The organism is Mycobacterium sp., from assembly GCF_046330795.1.
In the GTDB taxonomy this organism is placed as follows: domain Bacteria; phylum Actinomycetota; class Actinomycetes; order Mycobacteriales; family Mycobacteriaceae; genus Mycobacterium.
The window spans coordinates 1-22,929 of the sequence record NZ_JAXLSA010000010.1 but is presented as its reverse complement, the minus strand read 5'-3'; the positions used below and the strand labels follow the sequence as shown (position 1 = coordinate 22,929).

The following is a 22,929-nucleotide window of genomic DNA, read 5'->3' as shown; positions in this document are numbered from 1 at the left end:
ATGGGGTGAGTTCACCGAACGAGCCGGGCGAGGGCGCGACCGCGGCCACGACCGGGAGCGGGTCCGGCGAGACCACCGAGGCACCGCCGTGGCAGCGCGCGGCCGCGCGGGGTCCGCAGCCGGCGCCGCGCCCCGCCGAGACGACGGCTCGGATCGAAACCCGCCCGCCGGCCGCGGCGCCGCCCGCACCTCCGACGGCTCCGACGGCTCCGCCGGTGGCCACCACACCGGCACCCCCGGCGCCGTCGACCGGAGTGCCCGTGGAGGCTCGGGCCAGCCGCTACATCACCGGCACTGCCGCTCCGGCCGCCTTCCAGGCAACGAAACCAGTTGTGGCGGAGCCGGATCCGGCAGCCACCCGCGTCGAGGTGGCTCGACAGACGGACTACGCCAGCGAGCTGCCGGACCTGTCCGGTCCGTTGCCGCGCCCGCCCAAGCATCAGCCCGAAGTGGCCACCACGGCCCCGGACCGGGCGCCGGGCGCCGGGAGTCGGATCCAGGTCGGACCGCGCTCCAAGGGTGGCCCGGTGCGGGCCACCATGCAGATCCGGCGGGTGGATCCGTGGAGCGCACTGAAGGTGTCGGCGCTGCTGTCGGTGGCGTTGTTCTTCGTGTGGATGATCGCGGTGGCGTTCCTCTATCTGGTGCTCGGCGGCATGGGCGTGTGGAGCAAGCTCAACAGCAACGTCGGCGATCTGCTGACCAGCAACAGCGGCGGCGGTGAACTGGTTTCCGCCGGGTCCATCTTCGGTGGCGCGCTGCTGATCGGTCTGCTCAACATCGTCCTGCTCACCGCGATGGCCACCATCGGGGCGTTCGTGTACAACCTGAGCACCGACATCGTCGGTGGCGTCGAGGTCACCCTGGCCGACCGCGACTGAGCGGTTTGGGGGCTCGGCCCCTGGTGCGGTAATCTCGTCGCTCGGTCGTGCACGTGTACGGGCCTATAGCTCAGGCGGTTAGAGCGCTTCGCTGATAACGAAGAGGTCGGAGGTTCGAGTCCTCCTAGGCCCACGGTGAGCCTGTGAAGTCGACAGGCAGGAAGGTGCACCGTGAAGCGGGTTCTCGCGTTGCTGGTCGCCGTGGCGGCGGCGGTGACCGTGCACCGGTTGCGGCACCGCGAGGTGTGGCACTCAGCCGCCGACCACCCCCAGGGGCCTTAGCTCAGTTGGTAGAGCGCTGCCTTTGCAAGGCAGATGTCAGGAGTTCGAATCTCCTAGGCTCCACAAGTACTTTCCTCGTCTACGGTCGTACCGTGACGACCTGGTCCCCCGTCGACGGTGGACGTTCCTATCTGCGGGCGCTGCCGGTGCTGCAGGGCTCGGGCCCACCGGTCGACACCGAGACGGTGCCCGCCGATCCCGTGGCGTTGTTCGCGTCATGGTTGCAGGACGCGGTGACCGCTGGAGTTCCGGAACCGCATGCCATGACGCTGTCGACCGTCGATGCGAGAGGGCTGCCGCGCGCACGGATGTTGATCCTCAAAGCGGTCGACGAGCAAGGGTGGCACTTCGCGGTCAGCGCGGTCAGTCAGAAGGGCCGCGATCTCGCGGCCTGCCCGGCGGCGGCGCTGACCTTCTACTGGCCGGCACTGGTTCGTCAGGTGCGGATCACGGGTGCGGTCATCGAGGACGGAACCGCAGCCAGTGCCGAGGATTTCCGGGCCCGCCCGATCGGTTCACGGGCGATGGCGTTGACGCTGCGGCAGAGTCAGCCGTTGGTCGATCCCGCCGAGCTCGACGCCGAGATCGACAAGGCCCAGCGCAAACTCGACGAGGACCCCGGCCTGGTCCCGGACGAATGGAAGTCCTGTGCGGTGGCGCCCGGGGAGGTCGAATTCTGGCAGGGCTCCCCCGATCGGCGACATTGGCGGCTGAGCTATCAGCGCATCGAGAACGGCTGGGACCGTACCCGGTTGTGGCCGTAGGCGGCAGGTCGTCGACGCCGGCCTGCCGTGCACTCCGGGGTCAGGGCTTGGGTTCGACGGGAACGCTCGGCGGCAGCGGCGACGGCTCCGGGCGGCGCTGGGAACGCCGGATCGTGGAGAACAGCGCCGCTCCCCCGGCCAGCGTGGTCACCCCCGCGGCGGCGATCAGCAGACGCTTGCGCCGCGGGCCCCGGCCGCCCTTCGACTCGGCCAGCTCCTGCACGGCCTGTTTGACGTCAGCGAACTCGTGGGCCACCAGGCTCTTGGCATCGGCGAGCTCACGACGAAGTTCCTTGCGCGCCTGGCTCTTTCGGAACTGCTGGCGCAGGCCGCCGAACGTCGCGCCGACCGACTGCGCGACGAGCCCGAGCGTCCCGCGCGTGATGTCGACCGGACCGGCGGCAGTTCGGGAAAGGCCTCGGGTGAGCCGTCGTGCGGGGGTCAGCCGGATGTCGGTGTCGGTCTCCATGACTTCCTCTCTGGGGCCGGGGCGGCGTCCTTCACCCTGCCACCATCGCGGCGATCTTGTGGGCGAACGCGCCTGGGGCGGGGCCGGAGCACAGGGTGCATCGGACCCGTCGATGCGGAGATGGCACACTGGCTTCCCGTGACCACGAGCCCCATTCAGACCGGCACCGCGACACTGCACACCAACCGCGGCGACATCAAGATCGCGCTGTTCGGTAACCACGCCCCCAAGACCGTCGGGAACTTCACCGGCTTGGCCCAGGGCACCAAGGAGTATTCCGAACTGAATGCTTCGGGCAGCAACTCCGGACCCTTTTATGACGGCGCGGTCTTCCACCGCGTCATCGATGGATTCATGATCCAGGGCGGCGATCCGACCGGCACCGGTCGCGGCGGCCCGGGTTACCGATTCGCCGATGAGTTCCACCCGGAGCTGCAGTTCGACAAGCCGTACCTGCTGGCGATGGCCAATGCCGGCCCGGGTACCAACGGATCGCAGTTCTTCATCACGGTGGGCAAGACGCCGCATCTGAACCGGAAGCACACCATCTTCGGTGAGGTCGTCGACCCGGATTCGCAGCGGGTGGTCGACGCCATCGCCACCACCGCGGTGGACCGCAACGACCGTCCGGTCGAGCCGGTGGTCATCGAGTCGATCACCATCTCCTGACGCTGACGCCGAGCGTGCACAAAAGCACGGCTCGGCACGGCGTGTTGCGTACCGACGCGCACACTCGCGGGGGAAATGTGAGAGCTCGCGGGGAAATGTGAGGGTTCAGCCCGCGTAGCCGGCCGCGGTCAGCGCGTCGAGCACGTCCAGCGGGTCGGTACCCAGATCCCATCGGGTGAGCACGAACAGCCGGTCATCGGTGGTGTCGATCTCCAGCAGCCGCACCTTGCGGCCGATCCGGCGGATCTCGGTGATCCGGATGCGGGTGATGTCCGCCCGATGCAATGTGGTGGTGCGCAACGGCCCGCGAAGTGTCAGACCGTCGTGCGTGATCGCCAGTTTGGGCCGACCGCGCAGGGCGGTGATTGCAAACACGAGCAGCCCGACCGCGGCAACGCCGCACAGCACCCGGCCCGGCGGATCTGTGATTCCAGTCACACTGACGATTGCCAGGATCAGACCGAGTGCCGCGAATGCCAGGATGCCGCTCGTCCTCGGCTGCCAACGCGTTTGCTGTTGGGGATACATAGGCCCTCTTACCAAGGCTAATGCGGTTATCCACAGACGCTATCAACAATGGGGATGAATAACACGCGTGTGATTGCCCCGCCCGGAAGCTGGCGGCAAACTGTGACCAAGCCCTCACCCGGGCACGGCGCACCGCGTCGAAAGGTGTTAGTGCCAGCGCATGGTCAGCAACAACCCTGTGATCATGAAAGCAAACGCGATCGCGTAGTTCCACGGACCCAGGTCGCTCATCCAGGACAGCTCCGAGCCGGCCAGCTGGAAGACCAGCAGCCAGGCCAGCCCGACCAGCATCAAGCCGGTGAACAGAACGACGAACCACACACTCGAAGGACCGGCCTTGACCTTGACCGGGGTACGCGAAACCGGGTTGACGGTGAAGTCGTTCTTCTTGCGGACCTTCGACTTGGGCATGGCTACCTTCTGAGGGGATATCTTCGACAGACGGCTACGAGATTAACCCAGTCCAGCACCAAAGCCGGAATCCCCGGGAGGAGCGAATGGTCGGCACCAGCGACGCCGCGCGCTCGCCGTGGCGGTGGGGTGTCCCGGTGGTGTGCCTGCTGGCGGGCCTGCTGCTGGCGGCCACCCATGGTGTCTCCGGCGGCACCGAGATCCGCAGCAGCGACTCCCCCCGCCTGGTCGACATGGTCCGCGAGGCGCAGGCCGGAGTGGAGCGCCTCAATGCGCAACGTGATGCCCTGGCCGGACAGATCGACAACACCCACGGTCGGTCGTCGAACCTGGCGCTGGCCGCCATGCAGGCCCGGGCCGACGATCTGGCCGCCCGACTCGGCCCCGTGCGCGGTCCCGGCCTGGTCATCACCCTCACCGACGCGCAACGCGACGCCAACGGCCGCTTCCCCCGCGACGCGGCCCCCGACGATCTGGTGGTGCACCAGCAGGACGTCCAGGCCGTGCTCAACGCGCTGTGGAGCGCCGGTGCCGAGGCCGTCCAGATGCAGGACCAGCGGTTGATCGCCACGTCCGCGCCGCGCTGCGTCGGAAACACGCTGCTGCTCAACGGCCGCACCTACAGCCCGCCCTATACGGTGACGGCGATCGGTGACGTCGCTGCCATGCGGGCCGCACTGGCCGCCGCTCCCCTGGTGACGCTCTACAAGCAATATGTGGTCCGGTTCGGGCTGGGCTACACCGAGGATGCCCGCGACGATGTCCGGGTTGCCGGATACGACGAGCCGATTCGCATGCGCTACGCGCAGCCCGCCGGGCCGATCCCGTACTGAACCCACCCGGTAGCCTGGGCCGATGCGCGTCTTGGTCGTCGACAACTACGACAGCTTCGTGTTCAACCTGGTCCAGTATCTGGGGCAGTTGGGCGTGGCTGCCGAGGTCTGGCGCAACGACGACGACCGCTTGGCCGACCCCGAAGCGGTGGCGGGACAGTACGACGGGGTGCTGCTCTCCCCCGGCCCGGGCACGCCCGAACGGGCCGGCGCCACCATCCCGATGGTGCGGGCCAGTGCCGCGACGGGCACTCCCCTGCTCGGCGTGTGCCTGGGCCATCAGGCGATCGGGGTCGCTTTCGGTGCCACCGTCGATCGTGCCCCGGAATTGCTGCACGGCAAGACCAGCACCGTCTTCCACACGAATGTCGGAGTGCTGCACGGCCTTCCGGATCCATTCACCGCAACCCGGTATCACTCACTGACGATCCTGCCGGAGACCGTCCCGGCCGAGCTCGAGGTCACCGCGCGCACGCGCAGCGGCGTGATCATGGGTGTGCGGCACACCGAACTGCCCATCCACGGAGTCCAGTTCCATCCCGAGTCGATCCTCACCGAGGGTGGTCACCGGATGCTGGCCAACTGGCTGGCCGTGTGCGGTGCGGCACCCGACGAGAATCTGGTGCGCCGGCTGGAGAGCGAGATCGCTGATACCGTCCGCGCGGCTACTGGGCAAAAGCCAGCGTGATCGGTGCGTCGAAGTTGACCCCGCTGCCCGCCGCCGGGCTCTGCGTCACCACCGCCGCGCTGCGCTGACCGCTGTTCGGCACGTCGGCGCCCTTGATGAGCGATCCGGTCCAGCCCAGTGCCCGCAGATTGGGAAACGCGTCGTCCCAGAACTGGCCGGTCAGGTCCGGCATCGTGAACTGGTTGCCGCGGGACACCCGCAACTCCACGATGGTGTCCAGCGGAACGCTCTGACCGGTGGCCGGGTTGGTGCTCAGCACGGTGCCGGCTGGGCGGGGACTGTCGACGTCGACCTGCGTGACCTTGGTGAAGCCGTAGACCGTGAGGTTCTGCTGCGCCTGCGCCACTGTCTGACCCGTGACGTCGGGGACTTCCTTGCTCTCGGGGCCCGAACCGACGATGACGGTGATTTCGTTGGTGATCGCCGAGGTCTGGTTGGCCGGCGGACTGGTGCCCACCACCTTGTCCTTCTGCTCGGGCGTCGACGGCGCGTTCGATTGTTTGAACACGCTGAAACCGGCCGCCTTGAGCTTCTGCACCGCGTCGCCGTAACTCAGCGTGGCGACATCGGGGACCTCGCGCTGCTCGGGCCCGGTGGACACGTTCACCGTGATCTCCTCGCCGGCCTTCACCGAGGTGTTGGCGGCCGGGTCGGTGCCGATCACGTGATCCGGTGGCACCACGGAGTCCGGCTTCTGCAGGGTGTTGGTCCGGAACCCGTGATTCTGCAGCGTGGCCACCGCGTCGGCGGACACCTGACCCTTGACGTCGGGGACCTGCACCTGGCGCGTGCCGCCGCCGAAGGTGTTGATGGCGACCGTCACGGCAACGGTCAGGACCGCGAGCACGGCCAGCGCGGTCAGCCAGCGCGCCACCGACCACCCGGTTCGGCGGTCGTCGTACGGATTACCCTGGCGCGGAATCTGATCCGTGTCGGCCAGCCCCCGGCCGGAGTTGGCGGCCAGCAGTGAGGTGCGTTCGTCGTCGGTCAGGATCTTGGGCGCCTCGGGCGCCTCGCCGTTGTGGACGCGAACCAGATCGGCGCGCATCTCGGCGGCGGTCTGGTAGCGGTTGTCCGGGTTCTTCGCCAGCGCCTTGAGCACCACCGCGTCGAGCTCGGGCCCGATGGCGGGGTTGCGCTTGGATGGCGCGACGGGATCCTCGCGCACGTGCTGGTAGGCCACCGCCAGCGGTGAGTCGCCGACGAAAGGTGGTTCCCCGGTGAGGATTTCGTAGAGCACGCAGCCCAGCGAGTAGACGTCGGAGCGGGCGTCGACGGAGTCACCGCGGGCCTGCTCGGGGGAGAGGTACTGGGCGGTGCCGATGACGGCCGCGGTCTGGGTGACGCTGTGCGAATCCGCAAGTGCCCGTGCGATTCCGAAGTCCATCACCTTGACCGCGTTGTTCTTGCTGATCATGATGTTGGCGGGTTTGACGTCGCGGTGGATGATGCCGTGGTTGTGGCTGAAGTTCAGTGCCTGACAGGCGTCGGCGATGATCTCGATGGCCCGGCGCGTCGGGATCGGGCCGTCGGTGTGCACGATGTCGCGCAGTGTCACCCCGTCGACGTACTCCATCACGATGTAGGGCAGCGGCCCCGACGCGGTCTCGGCCTCACCGGTGTCGTACACCGCGACGATCGCCGGGTGGTTCAGGGCGGCGGCGTTCTGGGCCTCGCGGCGGAAGCGCAGGTAGAAGCTCGGGTCACGGGCCAGGTCGGCGCGCAGGATCTTCACCGCGACGTCGCGGTGCAGACGCGTGTCGCGGGCCTTGTGAACCTCCGACATCCCGCCGAAGCCGAGGATCTCCCCGAGTTCGTAACGGTCGGAGAGGTATTGGGGTGGATGAGGCTGCGTCATGTGGCTGTCTCACTGGGGCCGGGCGGAACGGAGATGATGTGCGGGGATACCCGCATTCGAGGCTGTTCTTCGGTCCAGTCGGTCGGCTGCGCCGGGGCCGGGCTGCCCGGGGGCGCCAGGGTGGTCTCGGTGACCGTCGACGGGGTCTGGTTCTGGTCGAGGTTGTCGTTGCGGGCGTTGATCACGATCAGCACCGCGATGATGATCGCGAGCGCGCCGAGGACGCCGGCGGCCCACAGCAGCGCGCGCTGACCGGGGGAGAACGTGCTGCGAGCCGGCGGGGGCCGGTGGGTGCCGGTCTGGCTGCGGGGCCGGGCGGGGGCAGCGGGCCGGGCCTCGGCGACGGGCCGGGCGGTGCCGGTCGACGGGATGGCCGCCGGTGCCGCGCGGCCGATGGCCGGCGTGTGGTTGGGCCGCGGTGGTCGGCGCTTGGCCCGCACGGCCCCGACGGCGTCGGCGAACGCTGCGCCGTTGCGGTAGCGCATGCTGGGGTTCTTGGACAGGGCAATCTCGATGAGTTCCCGGACCTCGGGTGGCACATCGGCGGGCAGCGGGGGCGGCGTCTCCTTGATGTGCTTCATCGCTACCGTCAGGGCACCGTCGCCGGTGAATGGCCGCTTGCCCGAAACTGCCTCGTAGCCAACAACTCCCAGCGAGTACACGTCGCTGGCCGCGGTGGCATCATGGCCCAGGGCCTGCTCGGGTGCGATGTACTGCGCGGTCCCCATCACCATTCCGGTCTGCGTCACCGGGGCGGCGTCGACGGCCTTGGCGATGCCGAAATCGGTGAGCTTGCATTGCCCGGTGGGGGTGATGAGGATGTTGCCGGGTTTGACGTCGCGGTGCACCAGACCCGCGGCATGCGCGACCTGCAGTGCGCGGGCGGTCTGCTCGAGCATGTCCAGGGTGTGCCGCAGCGACAGTCGCCCGGTGCGTTTGAGGACCGAGTTCAGGGGTTCGCCGTTGACGAGTTCCATCACCAGGTAGGCGGTGCGGCCCTCGCCGTCGATCTCCGTCTCGCCGTAGTCGTGCACGCCCGCGATACCCGGATGGTTCAGCATCGCGACGGTGCGAGCCTCGGCGCGGAAGCGTTCCACGAATTCCGGATCCGAGGAGTACTCGGCCTTGAGAACCTTCACGGCGACCCGCCGGCCCAGCCGGCTGTCGACCGCCTCCCACACCTGGCCCATGCCGCCGGTGGCGATCAGGCGCTGCAGGCGGTAGCGCCCGGACAGAGTCACGCCGACGCGGGGGCTCATCACGATCCTCCCTGTAGGGCCGCGGCGATCACAGCCCGCCCGATGGGGGCCGCGACCGCGCCGCCGGTGGCAGACAGTCGATCTCCGCCGTTCTCCACCAACACGGCGACCGCCACTTTCGGCGCCTGCGCGGGCGCGAATGCGATGTACCACGCATGCGGCGGGGTGTTGCGGGGATCGGTGCCGTGTTCAGCGGTACCGGTCTTGGATGCGATCTGCACGCCGGGGATCGCCCCTTTCTGCTGTGTGTTCTGCTCGGCGGCGACCATCAAATCTCTGAGTTTAGTCGCGACCTGCGGAGACACCGCACGACGTTGCTGGATCGGAATCGTGGTGGCCAGGTTGGCCAGGTCAGGTGCTTTGAGGCTGGACACCAGGAAGGGCCGCATCATCACGCCGTTGTTGGCGATGGTCGCGGCGATCAGCGCGTTCTGCAGGGGCGTCACCGAGACGTCCTTCTGGCCGATGCTCGACATCGCCACCGCGGCCCGGTCCGGGATGGGCCCGACGGTGGATTCGGAGACCTGCAGGGGGATGGGCTCGGGGTCGGAGTCGAAACCGAACGAGCCGGCGGCCGACCGCAACGCGTCGACCCCGAGACGCAGACCGAGTTCGACGAACGCGGTGTTGCAGGACCGGGCGAACGCCTCGCGCAGTGACGCCGTCGGTGCGGCGCCGCACGGGGTGCCGCCGTAGTTCTCCAGGGTGGCCGTGCTGTCCGGCAGGGGAATGGACGGCGCCGCCGTCAGCTGCTCGTCCTCGGTCAGGCCGTTCTGCAGGGCGGCGACGGTGGTGATGACCTTGAACGTCGAGCCCGGCGGGTACCGCTCGGAGATGGCGCGATTGGTCAACGGCGAGTTCGGGTCGTCGCGCAACTGCTGCCAGGCCGCCGACTGCGCGGACAGGTCGTGGGACGCCAGCAGGTTCGGGTCGAAGCCGGGGGACGACACCAGGGCCAGGATCCGGCCGGTGGACGGTTCGACGGCAACCACCGCGCCCTTGCAGGGACCGTCGGGGCAGCCCTGCTGCATGGCATCCCAGCCGGCCTGCTGGACCCGCGGCACGATGGTGGTGTCGACGTTGCCGCCGCGCGGGTCGCGCCCGGTGAAGAAATCGGCGAGCCGGCGTCCGAACAGCCGCTCGTCGGAGCCGTTGAGGATGGAGTCCTCGGCACGCTCGAGCCCGGTGCTCGAGTAGGTCAGCGAGTAGAAGCCCGTAACCGGCGCGTACACAAGGGGATTCGGATAGACCCGCAGGTACCGGAAGCGTCCGTTGGTGGAGACCGAGTTGGCCATCAATTGGCCGTCGGCGGTGATCTGGCCCCGCTGGCGGGAGTACTCGTCGAGCAGCACCCGCTGGTTGCGGGGATCGGCCCGCAGCCCGTCGGCCCGGAAGACCTGTGTGACAGTGGAATTGACGAGCAGGAGCACGATCAGTGCCATGACGGTGATCGAGATGCGCCGCAATGAGGTGTTCATACCCGGTCGATCACCTCGGTTCGCGCGACAGCGATCGGCTGCTGGGGGATGGGCCCGGTGACGATGGGCCGGCGGGCGGCGTGGCTGATCCGCACCAGCAGCGCCAGCAGGACGTAGTTGGCCAGCAGCGACGAGCCGCCGTAGGACAGCCACGGTGTGGTCAGGCCGGTCAGCGGGATCAGTTTGGTGACGCCGCCGACCACGATGAACAGCTGGATGGCCAGCGTGGACGCGAGCCCGGCGGCCAGCAGTTTGCCGAAGCTGTCGCGCACCGCGATCGCGGTGCGCAGGCCGCGGACGATGACGATGGTGTAGAGCATGAGAACGCCCGCGAGGCCGACCAGTCCGAGTTCTTCGCCGATGGCGGCGATGATGAAGTCGGTGGAGGCGGCCGGAACGTTGCCGGGTTGCCCATTGCCCAGGCCGGTGCCGAAGACCCCGCCCGTGGCGAAGCTGAACATCGACTGGACCATCTGGTAGCCGGCGCCGTCGGGGTCCGCGAAGGGGTCCAGCCAGGTCTGCACCCGAACCCGGACGTGACCGAAAAGGTGATATGCGACAACGGCTCCCGCGGCGAACAGGGCCAGGCCGATGACGACCCAGCTGAATCGCTCGGTGGCGATGTAGACCATCACCAGGAAGGACGCGTACAGCAGCAGCGAGGTGCCGAGGTCCTTCTCGAAGATCATCACGCCGACGGAGATGGCCCAGGCGGCCAGCAGCGGCGCGAGGTCGCGCGGCCGGGGCAGGTCCATGCCCAGCACGTGCGTGCCGGCGCTGGCGAACAGGTCGCGCTTGGACACCAGCACCGACGCGAAGAAGATCAGCAGCAGGATCTTGGAGAACTCGGCGGGCTGGATCGAGAAGCCGGGCAGGCGAATCCAGATCTTGGCCCCGCCGGCCTCGGAGAACCGGGACGGCAACAACGCCGGAACGGCGAGCAGGATCAGACCGGTCAGCCCGCACACGTAGCCGTAGCTGGACAGCTGCCGGTGATCCTTCAGCAGGACGACGACGGCGGTGAATGCGCCGACGCCGATCAGGGTCCACAGCGTCTGCTGCCCGGCGCTGGGGCCGTCATAGGGGAGCTGACCGCCGTTGGCGAGGTCGAGTCGGTGGATCATCACCAGGCCCAGGCCGTTGATGACGGCGATCACCGGCAGCAGCAGAGGGTCGGCGTAGGGCGCGTAGCGGCGGATGGCCAGGTGTGCGACGACGAACAGGGCCAGGAACGAACCGGTATAGCCGAGCAGATCCCAGGACAGGCCCTGCTCCTGGTTGATCTCGACGATCAGCAGGGCCACCACGGTGATGACCGTGGCGAAGCACAGCAGGAACAGTTCGGCGTTGCGCCGGTTCGGCAGCGGCGGGGTGAGCGCCACCGGCGACTGCGGTGCGGTGGTCATGATGCCCCCAGCCGCCGGCGGGTCATGCCGCCGCCCGGCAGTCGGTACCCGGTTTGGGCGGTGGCGCGGGCAGAGCGGTCACGGTGGGCGACGGGGTCGGCGGCGGAGCCGGGGTCGGCGGCGGAGCCGGGGTCGGCGAATCCTCTTGTCCGGGTTCTGTTCTGGGAGTGCTCGGGGGCGCCGGCGCCGGTGTAGGCGTGGGCGTGGGCGTTGGTGTTGGCGTAGCGGTGGGGCAGGGTGGCAGGAGCGAACTGTGGGCCAGTTCGCGAAGCTGCCCGATGGCGTCGTCGAGCGAACCGCCGGGCAGGCCCGCGGCCACCTGCGCGCGCTCCGACGGCCGCAGATCCTGCAGCTTCATCAGACGGCAGTCCAGGTTCTCCACCGGCTGGCCGTAACTGATCTGGGACAGCTCGTTGCGGTCGTTGAGGCAGCCCAGCAGATACGGGTTCTGCATGCGGATGCCCAGGATGGAGCCGGAGATGCCCCGCATGATCGACACGGTGCCGTCGTGCGCGGTGACGTAGTAGTTGTTGCGGATGATCTCGCGGCCAACGGCCAGCCCGGCCAGCAGGAACAGGCCGATCACCACGGCGGCGATGAGCATCCGGCGCCGCGACCGCGGTTTCTTGACCGCGATCTCCTGTTGTGGCACAACACGTTTGGCGGCCGCCGGTCGAGCCGAGATGGCCGAGGCCCGGCCTGCGGCGGTATTCGGGGGAGCCACGCTGTCGTCGTCGTGGCCGGACACCGCACCGGCGAGGATCGGTTGGGTCTGGCCGTAGTCGAAGTCGACGACGTCGGCGACGACGACCGTGACGTTGTCCGGGCCGCCGCCGCGCAGCGCCAATTCGATGAGCCGGTCGGCACTTTCGTCGACACCCTCGATCTGCAGGGCCTCGAGGATGGTCTCCTGGCTGACCGGATCGGACAGGCCGTCGGAACACAGTAGGTAGCGGTCTCCGGCCCGGGCCTCCCGCATGATCAGGGTGGGCTCCACCTCGTGGCCGGTCAGCGCGCGCATGATCAACGAGCGCTGCGGATGGCTGTGAGCTTCCTCGGCGGTGATGCGGCCCTCGTCGACGAGGGTCTGGACGAAGGTGTCGTCCTTGGTGATCTGGTTCAGTTCACCGTCGCGCAGCAGATAGCCACGCGAGTCGCCGATGTGGACCAGGCCGAGCCGGTTGCCCGCGAACAGGATTGCGGTCAGCGTGGTGCCCATGCCCTCGAGTTCGGGCTCGGCATCGACGTGGGCGGCGATGGCCGCGTTGCCCTGGTGCACCGCGTCGTCGAGTTTGGACAGCAGATCGCCGCCGGGCTCGTCGTCGTCGAGGTGGGCCAGGGCGGCGATCACGAGCTGGGAGGCCACCTCGCCGGCGGCGTGCCCGCCCATCCCGTCGGCCAGGGCCAGCAGCCGCGGACCGGCATAGACCGAGTCCTCGTTGTTGGCGCGCACCAGGCCGCGGTCACTGCGGGCGGAGTAGCGCAGTACGAGCGTCACGGGCGCAACTCGATCGCCGTCTTGCCGATGCGGACCGGCACCCCGATCGGAACTCGTACCGCCGTTGTCACCTTCGCCCTGTCGAGGTAGGTACCGTTCGTCGAGCCTAGATCTTCGACGTACCACTCCGACCCGCGTTGGGAGAGTCGTGCGTGCCGCGTCGAGGCGTAGTCGTCGGTGAGCACCAGCGTCGAATCGTCGGCCCGGCCGATCAGGACGGGCTGCGAGCCCAGCGTGATCCGGGTGCCGGCCAGGGAGCCCGCGGTGACGACGAGATACCTCGGCGTCGTGCGCCGCTGCCGGTTGGGCAGCAGTGTCCCGCGCAACGCCATGCCGCGGCGGACCATGACCGCTTCGGTGGGCGCGTAGATGTCGGTGCGCAGGATCCGCAGCACCGACCAGATGAACACCCACAACAGGAGGAGGAAGCCGGCACGGGACAGCTGCAGAACAAGTCCCTGCATCTGGCCGTCCTTCCCTTGATGTCGCCCTCGGTTCGCGGCGGCAACGTCACGATACTTTGGCGACCACCAGCGGTACGGGAAGCTCGCCTGGCTCCGCCCGGGTCGGACCGGCGGGATCAGTGGACCCGGACGACGATCTCCGAGTGGCCGAGCCGGATGACGTCCCCGTCGGCCAGCTGCCACTCCTGCACCGGCGCGTTGTTGACGGTGGTGCCGTTGGTGGAGTTCAGGTCGCTCAGGAGCGCCACCTGGCCGTCCCAACGGATCTCCAGGTGCCGCCGGGAGACGCCGGTGTCCGGCAGGCGGAACTGGGCGTCCTGGCCGCGACCCACCACGTTGGCGCCCTCGCGCAACTGGTAGGTCCGGCCGCTGCCGTCGTCGAGCTGCAGGGTGACCGCGGCGCCGCCGGCCGCGGGCCGGTAGTCGGTCTGGGCGCCCTGGCCGTAACCGCCGTAGCCCGCCGGGGCCTGGGACTGGCCATAATCGCCGTAGTCGGCGGGGGCCCGACCCGGCTCGCCGTAGCCGCCGGGGGCGCGACCGTAATCGGGCTGGCCGTAGTCGGGCTGGCCGTAGTCGGGCCGACCGTAGGACGGGGGAGCGTTGTAGCCCTGTTCCGGATAGCCCTGGTCCTGGTAGGACGGGCGGTACTCGTCGGGACGCGGGGCCGGCGGACGGCCGTAATCGCCATAGTCGCCCTGCGGCTGGCCCTGGGGAGCGCCGTAACCCTGCGGGGCGCCCTGGGGGGCATAGCCGCCGCGGTACTGCTGGTCGTACCCGGGCGGGGGACCGTAACCGGCCGGTGGCCGCTGCTCATAGGACTGCGGGTAGCCGCCCTGCTCGGGGTACGACGGCCGCGGGGGCTGGTTGTAGCCCTGGTCGTAGCCGCCCTGGGCGGCATACCGCGGATCGTCCTGCGGGCGCCCGTAGCGGTCGTCGTAGTACTCATCGGCGGGCCGGTCGGGCCGGTCCTGGCCGGGGCGGTAGGTCGGGTTGTCGCTCATCGCTGGTACTCCTGGTTCTGCGGCCAACGCCTGCTCTGATTGTGGGGGTGTCTGGGCGCCCGCGTCGGGGTTGACCACTCCGTGCGCGCGTACCTGGCCGGTGTGCAGGGCCGGTGACTGCTCGAATCGGACGACCACCTCACCATACGTTTGCCACCCACGCTCACCGACGTACGCGGTCAGATGTTTGGCAAATGTGTCCGATGTGAGATCGCGATCCGAAAGGACTTTCTGATAGTCGGAAACGCTGAGGGTAATGACATATTCGTTGGGAGCCAACCGGTGACCACCGGCCAGCGTCCGGACTTCGTCGTCGGCCTCGCGACGCAGCAGGTCCTCGACTTCCTCGGGGACGATCGAACCGCCGAACACGCGGGCGAAGGCGTCCTCGACGGTGGATTCCAGCTTGCGGTCGAACCGCTCCACCAGACCCATCTCACCGCCTACCTTCTGATTCCGCGCGCACGACACCTTCTCGAGGCCATGCGTCTACCGCGCCCCTGTGTTTGTTTCACCTGCATGTTATCGGGCGGGAGTACCCAGGCGGCACCGTGGTAACTCTGAGAATCGTGTTGTCGCAGGTCAGCGCGCTGATCTTGGGGGAGGGGCTGGTCCGGTTCCGGCGCCCGCGGTTTGGGATTCCCGCCGGGGTGCGTGATACGCTTCCGCGGTCATTCGGGCGAGTGGCGGAATGGCAGACGCGCTGGCTTCAGGTGCCAGTGTCCTTCGGGACGTGGGGGTTCAAGTCCCCCTTCGCCCACGTTTGTGCGGTTCTACGAACTGCAGGCATGAAGGTCACGAACTCGAAAGAGGTCGTGACCTTTGTGTTTGTGGGCGGATGTTCCAGGAATTGATCTCAGGAGGCGAGCGGGACCGGATGAACATCCGCGTCGCGTCGCGATCGACGGCGTCAGAGCCTCGGCATTGCGCGCGGCGCTCGTCGATGGTGAAAATAGCGGCCCTTCGACTGAATTCGACTTCGACGATTTCCTGGGCCGGATGCGCGTCAAAGAAATAGCGGAAGCAATGGATCTGGGCTCATCGTTGCCGGGGTGATCGTGGCGCTGCTCGGTGCCGGACATGTCCTGTCCTACGTGCTCGCCGTGCGGTCTTGGAACGTGTTCGATTTCGAGGCCGGCCAATGCATCACCAACACTGACTTCGAACAACGGCGCCTCACCGCCGAACCCGTCGACTGCGACCGCGCCGACGCCACCATGCAACTGGTCTCGCGAGGTGACGCCGAGGCCAGCTGCCCGGACGGCGAACGTGACGGCACTCTCTACCCGGTGATGACCAGCAAGACGCGCACGTTGTGCTTGATGTGGAATCTGCGTGAAGGGCAGTGCTACGCCTCGGCGCCTGGTGATGTCACCCGACCGACTGCACTGACCCCGCCGCCAACGCAACGGTCGCGTTCGGCGTCAATGGCCTGGGGGAGCCGCAGGTTGTCCCGCGGAGGGGCGCCGCACCAGCACCGGCGGCGGCCAGCGACGCGAACGTCGGCAGGGTGGCGGCCAGTGCCGCACCGAGCACCCACAACACCGGCCAGGACAGCCAGTGCAGGCCGGGCCCGGTCTGACGCGCCGCCCACACCGCCGCGCCGGCGGCGGCCAGCACTCCCGCCGCGGTGAACACGTCCGGCGAAAGCCTATGTGATACGGCGTAATCCACGACACCGTTGAGCCGGCGCGTGTACCAGGGTTTGAGCGCGTAGAGGCCTTTCACCAGGCGGTCAGCCGTCTTTGCTCAACGCGGGCGGTCTGTCGGGTCGACGATTGCTTGGCAGGGCCGAATACACGCGACCGCGAACCTTGACATGGTTAGTCCAGTACAAAGCTATGGCGACGAGCGTAAGTCCGACGCCGGTGCCGATGAACAGTCCCGCCTGCAAGTCGGGCAGTTCGGCAAGAAAGCAGAAGAGCGCGGCAAGAGTCGAGCATGTCCAATACACGCGGCGCTGGATCGAATCCGGAGACAATCGCGCGGATTTCCACAGGGGAAACCAGCCGCCGACGACGGCAAGTCCGATCAGCACCATTGCTACCAAGTTGAGTGCAGTAGCCACCGTCGTTCCTACCCCCCAGCGGCCGACTTCGACCGGTCGATCCGGCCACCAAATTCAGTGCCGAGCCATTCGCCGCCCTCGCCAGCCGCGTACGCCAAAACACCGACCGCGATGGCCGCGGTCACGGGGTTCGTGAACGAGCCCGCGAGCGCCACCGCCGCTCCTCCACCGCCCATCCCGCCGAGTACGTTACCCAACGCGCCACCGGCATCCCTATACCGGTTGGGGTTGTTAGGATCATTGAAGAAGTCACTTGCTGCTGAGATGAGTTGGATCGCGTCCCCGGCCGTGCCGCCATACCTGGCGAGCTTCTCGAGCACCTTGGCATCACCGGCTGACAGCAGGTCGGTGGGCAGCGCGTGTTTCCCCTGCGGTATCACATCCCCGTATGTCTCGGCCCCCTTGAGCCACGGCCCAGCTCCATTTGCCATGTCCGCCAAGACCTTCAACGCCCCGTCCCGGGACATCCCCGCACTGGTCAACGCGAAGTACGCCTGCTTGGTGGTGACCACCCGGCCGAACGACTCACCGTCGTTGAGCGCCTGGGTGGCCTGATCCGGGGACATCGGAGGAAAACCGAGTTGACCCGTCTCCAGTTGGCGCTGCAGTTCGAGCCGGCTTTGCGCCCGGGTGCGCCCGTCGCCACCGAAGATCGGGTCGCGGGGGAGCGGTCCGACGAAGTTGGCCATCCGGAAGTCGTCGAGGCGTTGGGATGCCAGTTCACGCGCCTCGGGTGTGACGTTCGGGTCGGTGGCCGGGGTGGTCGCGGTGGCGAAGTCCCGCAATCGTGCTGCCGCAGCGTCCTTTTCCGGAGTCCAGGGACCGGGGCCATTCACCAGGGCCTCGTCCTTGGCGCGCTGATTGGCGTTGTAGTGCTCCGGTGCGGTGCGGCCGCGTTCCTCGGGGCTGGCCTCGCCGTCTCCATCGACGTCCTCGATGCCGGCCGGGTCATAGCCGTGCTCGAGTCGTAGGTCGAACGCGATCCGTTCCATCTCGTCGGTGTACTGATCGCGGATCCGCTCGACGTCGGTATCCGCCTGCGCGGTGACCTCCACGGCCTGATCCAGAATCTTGGAGTAGTCCCGGTCGTCGGCGATGGCCTGACCGACCGCCCAGTCGAGCAATGCCAACTTGCCGTTGAGTTCGGCGACTTTCGACGCCGACTCCTTCTCCGCGGCCGCTAGCGTCGCCGCGAGGTCCATCAGGTCCGCGCCGATCGACGGCAGTTGTTCCTTCTGCACATGCAGACGCGTCGTCGCGCGCTGCACCTCGGCCGAGTCGTCGATGGGATGCTCGCCGTTCTCGCGGTTCCACGACTCATGGAAGCGCTCGCGGGCCTGCGCGAACTCGTTGAAGGTCTCGGTCGTACAGGCACCCGCGTCCCGGAAGGCGGTGGCCAATTCGGCGATCTGCCCCGGGTCGCCTCGCTGCAGCGTCTCGTCGGCCCGCCACGGGTCACCCACGGCCAACAGCATCCCAAGTGAGATGTGGGTCAGGTCTGGGTAGTCAGCCAAGCCACTTCTTTCAGTGCGTCGGTGTTGCGGCGTTCCATGTCGGAGAACGCGCTTGCCGCGGCATGGGCCTTGTCACCGAGTACACCGAGGCGCCGCTCCTGGTCCCGCAGCCGCGAGACGTGTTGGGAATGAGCGCCGGACAGAATTCCCTCGAAGTCGCCGGCGGCGGCAAACCCGCCAAACGTGCCGGGTGTCACGGTGTGACGGCCCAGCTTCCGTGCGCCCTCGTCAGCAAGGCCCGCCGCAGTGTAGGAACGGTTGGCGCCGGTATGCATCACCTCGACGTCGATCTCCACGGCTATCCCTTCGTAGCAAACTCTTGGGCCCGATCATAGCGGCGTTACGGGAGCTGTCAGTTCACCGATTCATCGCCGTCCATCAAGCGCGCGCGACGTCTGACCGGGCTGCCTCACCAGCAGCCCTTCTGCAGCGAACTTCAGCCCAATCCGCAAGTCCTCCAACGGGATGGGGTCGTCGGCCTCGATGTAGCGCAGGGTGGTGGCGACGGCCATGTTGAAGAACAGCCAGGCGTGCGAGCGGGGCGGAAGCTCGTCGCGGTACCGGTCGCGGTAGTGATTCGTGTGCACCGTGCCCATCGTCAGCAGCGTGGCGGGCAGCCCGGAGACGTCGTCGAACGTGCGGAAGTGCGCCGGGCGTTCGGCGAAGTAGCGAATGATCTTGCGGTGCTTGAACGTGTAGTCGATGAGCATGTCGATCGCGGCGTGCATCCCTGCCGCGGGTTCGGCCAGGGTGATGGTCCCCAACATGTCCTCGATCGCGGGGGCCTCCTCCACGGCGATCACCTTGATGGCGGCGTCGATGATCGCGTCCTTGTCGGCGAAGTACTGGTAGATCGAGCCCTTGCTGACGCCCGCCTTCTCGGCGATCGCATTGGTGGTCACCTGATCGGGTTCTACCCTGCGCAGCAGAGCGACCGTGGCGGCAACGATTTTCGCGACCATCTCGCGAGAGCGTTCCTGCTTCGGCGCCTTACGTTGCCCTGAACTGCGACTATCGGCGCTCATCGAGATTCTCCAATGCGACTTGAATGCGACCTGTGAGTCAGATTACGGTCGTCGACGCCAGCCCAACAAGAAGGTAGGCCAACGATGACTGCCACTGCGGACCGCGACACCGACCTCCCCGCCGAGTTCGACGTCGACGAAACCGGCGATCCGGAACTCATCCCCATGGACTCGCTCACGGCCGAGCACACCGGCCGGTGGACGTTCCTCATCCTCGACGGCGCGGCGTTCATGATGCAGGCCATGCACCCGGTGATCGGCGAGGTCACCGGCAAGTACTCCGCGGCCTTCCGGGGTGACCCGGCCGGCCGCGCGATCCGCTCGGTCGACTCGGTGCTGCGGTGGATCTACGGCGGCACCGAGGCTGTGGCCGAGGGCAACCGGGTGCGCGACCTGCACAAGCCTCTGAAGATGAAGAGTGAGCGCACCGGCAAGCAGATCAGCGCGCTGAATCCCGAGGCGTACCAATGGGTTATCGCCACCGGCTACATCGTCAACTCGCAGTCGGGCCGGCTCCTGATCGGCCGGGATTTCACCGACGCCGAGAAGGAGGAGCTGCTGCGGGACAATCTTCGGCTTGCGCGCCTGTTGCATGTTCCACTGCAGGGCTACCCGCGTACGCATGCGGAGTTCGAGGAGTACTTCGAGAAGATGGTGCCGACGCTGGAGGGCAACGCGCAGGCGCTGAGTCTGATCCATGATCTGAAGAGCGGGCGGGTGGACCTGCCGCCGGCGATCCCCGCTCCGCTGCGGCCCGCCGTGCGTCGGGCGATGCGCCCGTTCATGCGGTTCAACTACCTGTCCGTGGTCGGGCTGCTCGACCCGCGCCTGCGCGACAAGCTCGGGGTGAGTTGGAGCGCGCGCGAGCAGCGCGAACTCGAGCGCGCCTACGCCGTGGTCCGCACCGCGTACCGGGTGCTGCCCGACCGGTTGACCTACTTCCCACTGGCCTATCACGCCCGCAAGCATCATGAGTGCCTGGAGAAGATGACGCAGCGTCAGCAGAAGTCGTTCGCCTACCACCTGCCCGAGAACGCCGGCGCGTAGGCGGTCACGGCGCTGTGGATAACCGGCCGCCCGACCTCGGGGATCGCCGGTAGCCTTCGGTCATGGAATCCGGCGACCTCGAACCGCGCGTCTACGCCCTCGAACAGCAGGTGGGCGACCTCACCCGGCGGGTGCGGGCCAATGAACAGGATGCCGCCGCGGCACGCATCCTGGCCGGAGGCGCTGACCGCGAGGTCGGGGAGATCCGCGGCGAACTGCCTGGTTTCCGCAAGGCGACCACGGCCAGCTTCAATGCGCTCCGCCAAGATGTCGTTGATCTGCGGAACTACGTGGACGGTCGTTTCGACCAGGTCGACCGGGGTTTCGCCGATATGCGGGCCAAGTTCGATGTCGCGGCCGCGGGCCAGCAGCAGATCGTCGAGATGCTCCAGACGATCATGGACGACGACGGTCGATAAGACCCGGTAGCCTGCGAGCCAAATGGCATCCGGATTCTTCGCTCTACTCGATGACATCGCCGCACTGGCGAAGCTGGCCGCCGCGTCGATCGACGACCTGGGGGCAGCCGCGGGCAAGGCGACCGCCAAGGCGGCCGGTGTGGTGATCGACGACACCGCCGTCACTCCGCAGTACGTGCACGGCATCGCCGCGCATCGCGAACTGCCGATCGTCAAACGCATCGCGAAGGGATCGCTGCGCAACAAGCTGCTCTTCATCCTGCCCGCGGCGTTGTTGCTGAGTCAGTTCGCGCCGTGGTTGCTGACCCCGATCCTGATGCTCGGCGCGACGTACCTGTGTTACGAGGGCGCCGAGAAGGTGTGGGGCCGGTTCCTGGGCCATGAGGAGCACGCCGTCACCGTCGCCGAAGCACCCGACGCGGACGAGAAGCGCATCGAGGACAAGACGGTCGCCAGCGCGATCCGGACCGACTTCATCCTGTCCGCCGAGATCATGGTGATCGCCCTCAACGAGGTGGCCAGCCAGGCTTTCCTGCCGAGGCTGATCATTCTGGTCGTGGTCGCCCTGGTGATCACCGTCGCCGTTTACGGCGTGGTCGGTGGCATCGTGAAGATGGACGACGTCGGCCTGGTGCTGGCGCAGCGCCCGTCGGCGCTCTCGCAACGAGTGGGCCGCGCACTGGTGAACGGGATGCCCATGGTGCTTTCCGCACTGTCGACCATTGGCACGGTGGCGATGCTCTGGGTGGGCGGGCACATCCTGCTGGCGGGTACCGACACGCTCGGCTGGCACTGGCTCTACGGCCAGGTGCACCACCTCGAGCAGGCCGTGCATCACGCCACCGGCTCGTTCGGCGGGGTGTTGGGCTGGGTGGTGAACACCACCGCGTCGGCCATCCTCGGCCTGATCGTCGGCTCCGTCGTTCTCGCGATCGTGCACGTGTTGCCGATCGGGAAGAAGGACGCCCACGCATAGGGGCACGAACTGTCGGTGGCCGCGTTTACAATCGCACACATGTTCGACTGCCAGCTAGCGGAACCCTCCTCGGTGGGTGGGTTGTCGGATGCGGCGCTGGTCGATGCGATGGCCGTCGGAGCTGCGGTGGAGGCGGCCGCGGCGGGTCGGCGATTGGCGGTGATCGCCGAGTTCGCGGTCCGTCGCCTCGGTGGGGACGAGCGTGCTGATTGGGCGGCTGATGGTTGGGATGCGGCCAGTGTGGAGGTCGCTGCGGCCCTGGGCATCTCGCTGGGCCGGGCGAGCAACCAGATGGATCTCGGGTTGGCGTTGCGGACCCGGCTGCCGAAGGTGGCCGCGCTGTTGTGCGACGGCGTGATCTCGCTGCAGATCGCCCGGACCGCGGTCACGCGGACTTCGCTGATCGTGGATCGTGACGCCCTGGAGGTCGTGGACAGTCGGATCGCGACGGCCGCGGCGCAGTGGGGGCGGCTCTCGCAGGCCAAGTTGGAAGCGGCCGTGGATCTGTGGGTCAACGCGGTGGATCCGGCCGCGGTGCACCGGACCCGGGATCGGGCCCGCGAGCGTGATATTCGGATCGGCGACCCCGACAACGACAGCGACGGACTGACCGCGATCTGGGGCATGCTGTTGAAGGTCGACGGTGAGATCCTCGATGCCCGCCTGGCGGCGATGGCGGCCATGGTGTGCGGCCAGGATCCGCGGACGGTGGCCCAGCGCCGTTCCGATGCGTTGGGCGCGTTGGGTGCCGGGCACCTGCATTTGTCATGTGCCTGCGGGCGGGAGGAGTGCACCGCCGTGGTCGACGACGGGCGTGCCACCTCGGTCACCATCCACGTGCTGGCCGACGCCGAGGCGGTGTCCGCACCGGTCGACCCGCAGATTCACGGGGAGAAGCCACCCGCCGAGCCGATCGGTTTCGCCGAGGCCATCCACGAATACCACGAAAAGCACTGCAGCGCGGAGACACTTGCTCCGTCCGCGGCCACCGCGGAGGCTGCCACCCCTGAACCGGTCGAATCGCCGAAGCCGTCGGACCCCGGACGCTCGAAGCGGCGGAACTCGGCCGGCTACATCCCCGGCGGCCCGGTCATCCCGGCCGAACAACTGGCCGATCTGATCGCCCGCGGCGCCACCATCGACCACCTGAAGCCGCCCGCCGCGGAGTCACAGAAAGGCCATCGGCCAACCCCGTCGCTGGCCACCTGGATCCGCCATCGCGACCTGACCTGCCGCGCGCCGGGTTGTGACCGACCCGCCACCAGCGCCGACCTCGACCACACCAACCCCTGGCCCTACGGCCCCACCCATCCGTCCAACATCAAGGGATACTGTCGCAAGCATCACCTGGTCAAAACCTTCTGGCCGGGTTTCACCGACCGTCAAAAACC

At 67.9% G+C, this 22,929-nt stretch carries 25 protein-coding genes, 3 tRNA genes and 1 pseudogene; 14 read left to right on the top strand and 15 right to left on the bottom strand.

Features of this window, described 5'->3' with window-relative positions; translation table 11 throughout:
* The first annotated feature begins 5 nt into the window (after window positions 1–5).
* From U0R18_RS20970 to U0R18_RS20955, 4 genes are all read left to right on the top strand, one after another.
* On the top strand, window positions 6–881 hold the full coding sequence (locus U0R18_RS20970; RefSeq protein WP_526372095.1) for a DUF3566 domain-containing protein: 876 nt from the start codon (window positions 6–8) through the stop codon (window positions 879–881).
* 59 nt (window positions 882–940) lie between these two features.
* A tRNA-Ile gene (locus U0R18_RS20965) sits at window positions 941–1,014 on the top strand.
* Between the two features lie 139 nt (window positions 1,015–1,153).
* Window positions 1,154–1,226: transfer RNA gene (locus tag U0R18_RS20960), tRNA-Ala, on the top strand.
* A gap of 29 nt (window positions 1,227–1,255) precedes the next feature.
* Window positions 1,256–1,927 (top strand): pyridoxine/pyridoxamine 5'-phosphate oxidase, encoded by a 672-nt coding sequence (locus U0R18_RS20955; RefSeq protein WP_526372093.1) that lies wholly within the window; start codon window positions 1,256–1,258, stop codon window positions 1,925–1,927.
* Window positions 1,928–1,967: 40 nt separating this feature from the next.
* Here the strand turns inward: U0R18_RS20955 and cwsA are convergent, their stop codons facing one another.
* Window positions 1,968–2,396 (bottom strand): cell wall synthesis protein CwsA, encoded by a 429-nt coding sequence (gene cwsA / locus U0R18_RS20950; RefSeq protein WP_526372091.1) that lies wholly within the window; start codon window positions 2,394–2,396, stop codon window positions 1,968–1,970.
* 138 nt (window positions 2,397–2,534) lie between these two features.
* Here cwsA and U0R18_RS20945 point away from each other — a divergent pair, with 138 nt between their 5' ends.
* Complete coding sequence (locus tag U0R18_RS20945; protein WP_526372089.1) at window positions 2,535–3,065, top strand: peptidylprolyl isomerase; 531 nt, start codon at window positions 2,535–2,537, stop codon at window positions 3,063–3,065.
* A 105-nt stretch (window positions 3,066–3,170) separates the two neighbouring features.
* Here U0R18_RS20945 and U0R18_RS20940 read toward each other — a convergent pair whose 3' ends face one another.
* Window positions 3,171–3,593, bottom strand: a complete 423-nt coding sequence (locus U0R18_RS20940) for a PH domain-containing protein (protein ID WP_526372087.1) — start codon at window positions 3,591–3,593, stop codon at window positions 3,171–3,173.
* Window positions 3,594–3,740: 147 nt separating this feature from the next.
* Complete coding sequence (gene crgA / locus U0R18_RS20935; protein WP_526372085.1) at window positions 3,741–4,004, bottom strand: cell division protein CrgA; 264 nt, start codon at window positions 4,002–4,004, stop codon at window positions 3,741–3,743.
* A gap of 86 nt (window positions 4,005–4,090) precedes the next feature.
* Here crgA and U0R18_RS20930 point away from each other — a divergent pair, with 86 nt between their 5' ends.
* Window positions 4,091–4,837, top strand: a complete 747-nt coding sequence (locus tag U0R18_RS20930) for a DUF881 domain-containing protein (protein WP_526372083.1) — start codon at window positions 4,091–4,093, stop codon at window positions 4,835–4,837.
* Between the two features lie 22 nt (window positions 4,838–4,859).
* Complete coding sequence (locus U0R18_RS20925; RefSeq protein ID WP_526372081.1) at window positions 4,860–5,525, top strand: aminodeoxychorismate/anthranilate synthase component II; 666 nt, start codon at window positions 4,860–4,862, stop codon at window positions 5,523–5,525.
* Here the strand turns inward: U0R18_RS20925 and pknB are convergent.
* From pknB to U0R18_RS20890, 7 genes are all read right to left on the bottom strand, one after another.
* Entirely contained in the window at window positions 5,503–7,383 is a 1,881-nt protein-coding gene (pknB, locus tag U0R18_RS20920) for a Stk1 family PASTA domain-containing Ser/Thr kinase (protein WP_526372079.1), read from the bottom strand. The two genes, U0R18_RS20925 and pknB, sit on opposite strands and share 23 nt — an antisense overlap.
* A complete protein-coding gene (locus tag U0R18_RS20915) occupies window positions 7,380–8,642 on the bottom strand; it encodes a serine/threonine-protein kinase (protein WP_526372077.1) in 1,263 nt (420 codons plus the stop codon). The genes pknB and U0R18_RS20915 overlap by 4 nt, the downstream gene beginning before the upstream one ends.
* On the bottom strand, window positions 8,642–10,120 hold the full coding sequence (gene pbpA / locus U0R18_RS20910; RefSeq protein ID WP_526372075.1) for a D,D-transpeptidase PbpA: 1,479 nt from the start codon (window positions 10,118–10,120) through the stop codon (window positions 8,642–8,644). Before pbpA ends, U0R18_RS20915 begins: the two co-directional genes overlap by 1 nt.
* Window positions 10,117–11,526 (bottom strand): peptidoglycan glycosyltransferase RodA, encoded by a 1,410-nt coding sequence (gene rodA / locus U0R18_RS20905; protein WP_526372073.1) that lies wholly within the window; start codon window positions 11,524–11,526, stop codon window positions 10,117–10,119. The genes pbpA and rodA overlap by 4 nt, the downstream gene beginning before the upstream one ends.
* 22 nt (window positions 11,527–11,548) lie before the next feature.
* Window positions 11,549–13,024, bottom strand: a complete 1,476-nt coding sequence (locus U0R18_RS20900) for a PP2C family protein-serine/threonine phosphatase (protein WP_526372071.1) — start codon at window positions 13,022–13,024, stop codon at window positions 11,549–11,551.
* On the bottom strand, window positions 13,021–13,488 hold the full coding sequence (locus U0R18_RS20895; protein WP_526372069.1) for an FHA domain-containing protein FhaB/FipA: 468 nt from the start codon (window positions 13,486–13,488) through the stop codon (window positions 13,021–13,023). The genes U0R18_RS20900 and U0R18_RS20895 overlap by 4 nt, the downstream gene beginning before the upstream one ends.
* 116 nt (window positions 13,489–13,604) lie before the next feature.
* Complete coding sequence (locus tag U0R18_RS20890) at window positions 13,605–14,924, bottom strand: FHA domain-containing protein (RefSeq protein ID WP_526372067.1); 1,320 nt, start codon at window positions 14,922–14,924, stop codon at window positions 13,605–13,607.
* Between the two features lie 242 nt (window positions 14,925–15,166).
* Between U0R18_RS20890 and U0R18_RS20885 the strand changes: the two genes are divergently transcribed.
* The 3 genes and pseudogenes from U0R18_RS20885 to U0R18_RS20875 all read left to right on the top strand — a co-directional run.
* Window positions 15,167–15,249: transfer RNA gene (locus tag U0R18_RS20885), tRNA-Leu, on the top strand.
* A gap of 62 nt (window positions 15,250–15,311) precedes the next feature.
* The gene (locus tag U0R18_RS20880; protein WP_526372065.1) at window positions 15,312–15,545 is read left to right on the top strand and encodes a type II toxin-antitoxin system ParD family antitoxin; all 234 of its coding nucleotides are present in this window, start codon (window positions 15,312–15,314) and stop codon (window positions 15,543–15,545) included.
* A pseudogene (locus U0R18_RS20875) lies at window positions 15,542–15,802 on the top strand (LppU/SCO3897 family protein); the annotation flags it as partial. The gene U0R18_RS20880 and the pseudogene U0R18_RS20875, both read left to right, overlap by 4 nt.
* Before the next feature lie 58 nt (window positions 15,803–15,860).
* Here U0R18_RS20875 and U0R18_RS20870 read toward each other — a convergent pair.
* From U0R18_RS20870 to U0R18_RS20850, 5 genes are all read right to left on the bottom strand, one after another.
* The gene (locus U0R18_RS20870; protein WP_526372185.1) at window positions 15,861–16,217 is read right to left on the bottom strand and encodes a hypothetical protein; all 357 of its coding nucleotides are present in this window, start codon (window positions 16,215–16,217) and stop codon (window positions 15,861–15,863) included.
* 7 nt (window positions 16,218–16,224) lie between these two features.
* Complete coding sequence (locus U0R18_RS20865; RefSeq protein ID WP_526372063.1) at window positions 16,225–16,557, bottom strand: hypothetical protein; 333 nt, start codon at window positions 16,555–16,557, stop codon at window positions 16,225–16,227.
* Between the two features lie 8 nt (window positions 16,558–16,565).
* Window positions 16,566–18,071, bottom strand: coding sequence for a putative alpha/beta hydrolase (locus U0R18_RS20860; RefSeq protein ID WP_526372061.1), 1,506 nt, complete (start codon window positions 18,069–18,071; stop codon window positions 16,566–16,568).
* On the bottom strand, window positions 18,050–18,367 hold the full coding sequence (locus U0R18_RS20855) for a DUF2563 family protein (RefSeq protein WP_526372059.1): 318 nt from the start codon (window positions 18,365–18,367) through the stop codon (window positions 18,050–18,052). Before U0R18_RS20855 ends, U0R18_RS20860 begins: the two co-directional genes overlap by 22 nt.
* A gap of 69 nt (window positions 18,368–18,436) precedes the next feature.
* Window positions 18,437–19,033 carry a TetR/AcrR family transcriptional regulator gene (locus U0R18_RS20850; RefSeq protein ID WP_526372057.1) on the bottom strand — a complete coding sequence of 199 codons (597 nt, stop codon included), beginning with the start codon at window positions 19,031–19,033 and terminating at the stop codon, window positions 18,437–18,439.
* Window positions 19,034–19,180: 147 nt separating this feature from the next.
* Here U0R18_RS20850 and U0R18_RS20845 point away from each other — a divergent pair, with 147 nt between their 5' ends.
* From U0R18_RS20845 to U0R18_RS20830, 4 genes are all read left to right on the top strand, one after another.
* The gene (locus tag U0R18_RS20845; protein WP_526372055.1) at window positions 19,181–20,143 is read left to right on the top strand and encodes an oxygenase MpaB family protein; all 963 of its coding nucleotides are present in this window, start codon (window positions 19,181–19,183) and stop codon (window positions 20,141–20,143) included.
* A 62-nt stretch (window positions 20,144–20,205) separates the two neighbouring features.
* A complete protein-coding gene (locus U0R18_RS20840; RefSeq protein WP_526372053.1) occupies window positions 20,206–20,562 on the top strand; it encodes a hypothetical protein in 357 nt (118 codons plus the stop codon).
* A gap of 22 nt (window positions 20,563–20,584) precedes the next feature.
* A complete protein-coding gene (locus U0R18_RS20835; RefSeq protein WP_526372051.1) occupies window positions 20,585–21,538 on the top strand; it encodes a DUF808 domain-containing protein in 954 nt (317 codons plus the stop codon).
* A 39-nt stretch (window positions 21,539–21,577) separates the two neighbouring features.
* Window positions 21,578–22,929 (top strand): HNH endonuclease signature motif containing protein (locus U0R18_RS20830; protein ID WP_526372049.1); only part of this gene is annotated, 1,352 nt, incomplete at its 3' end.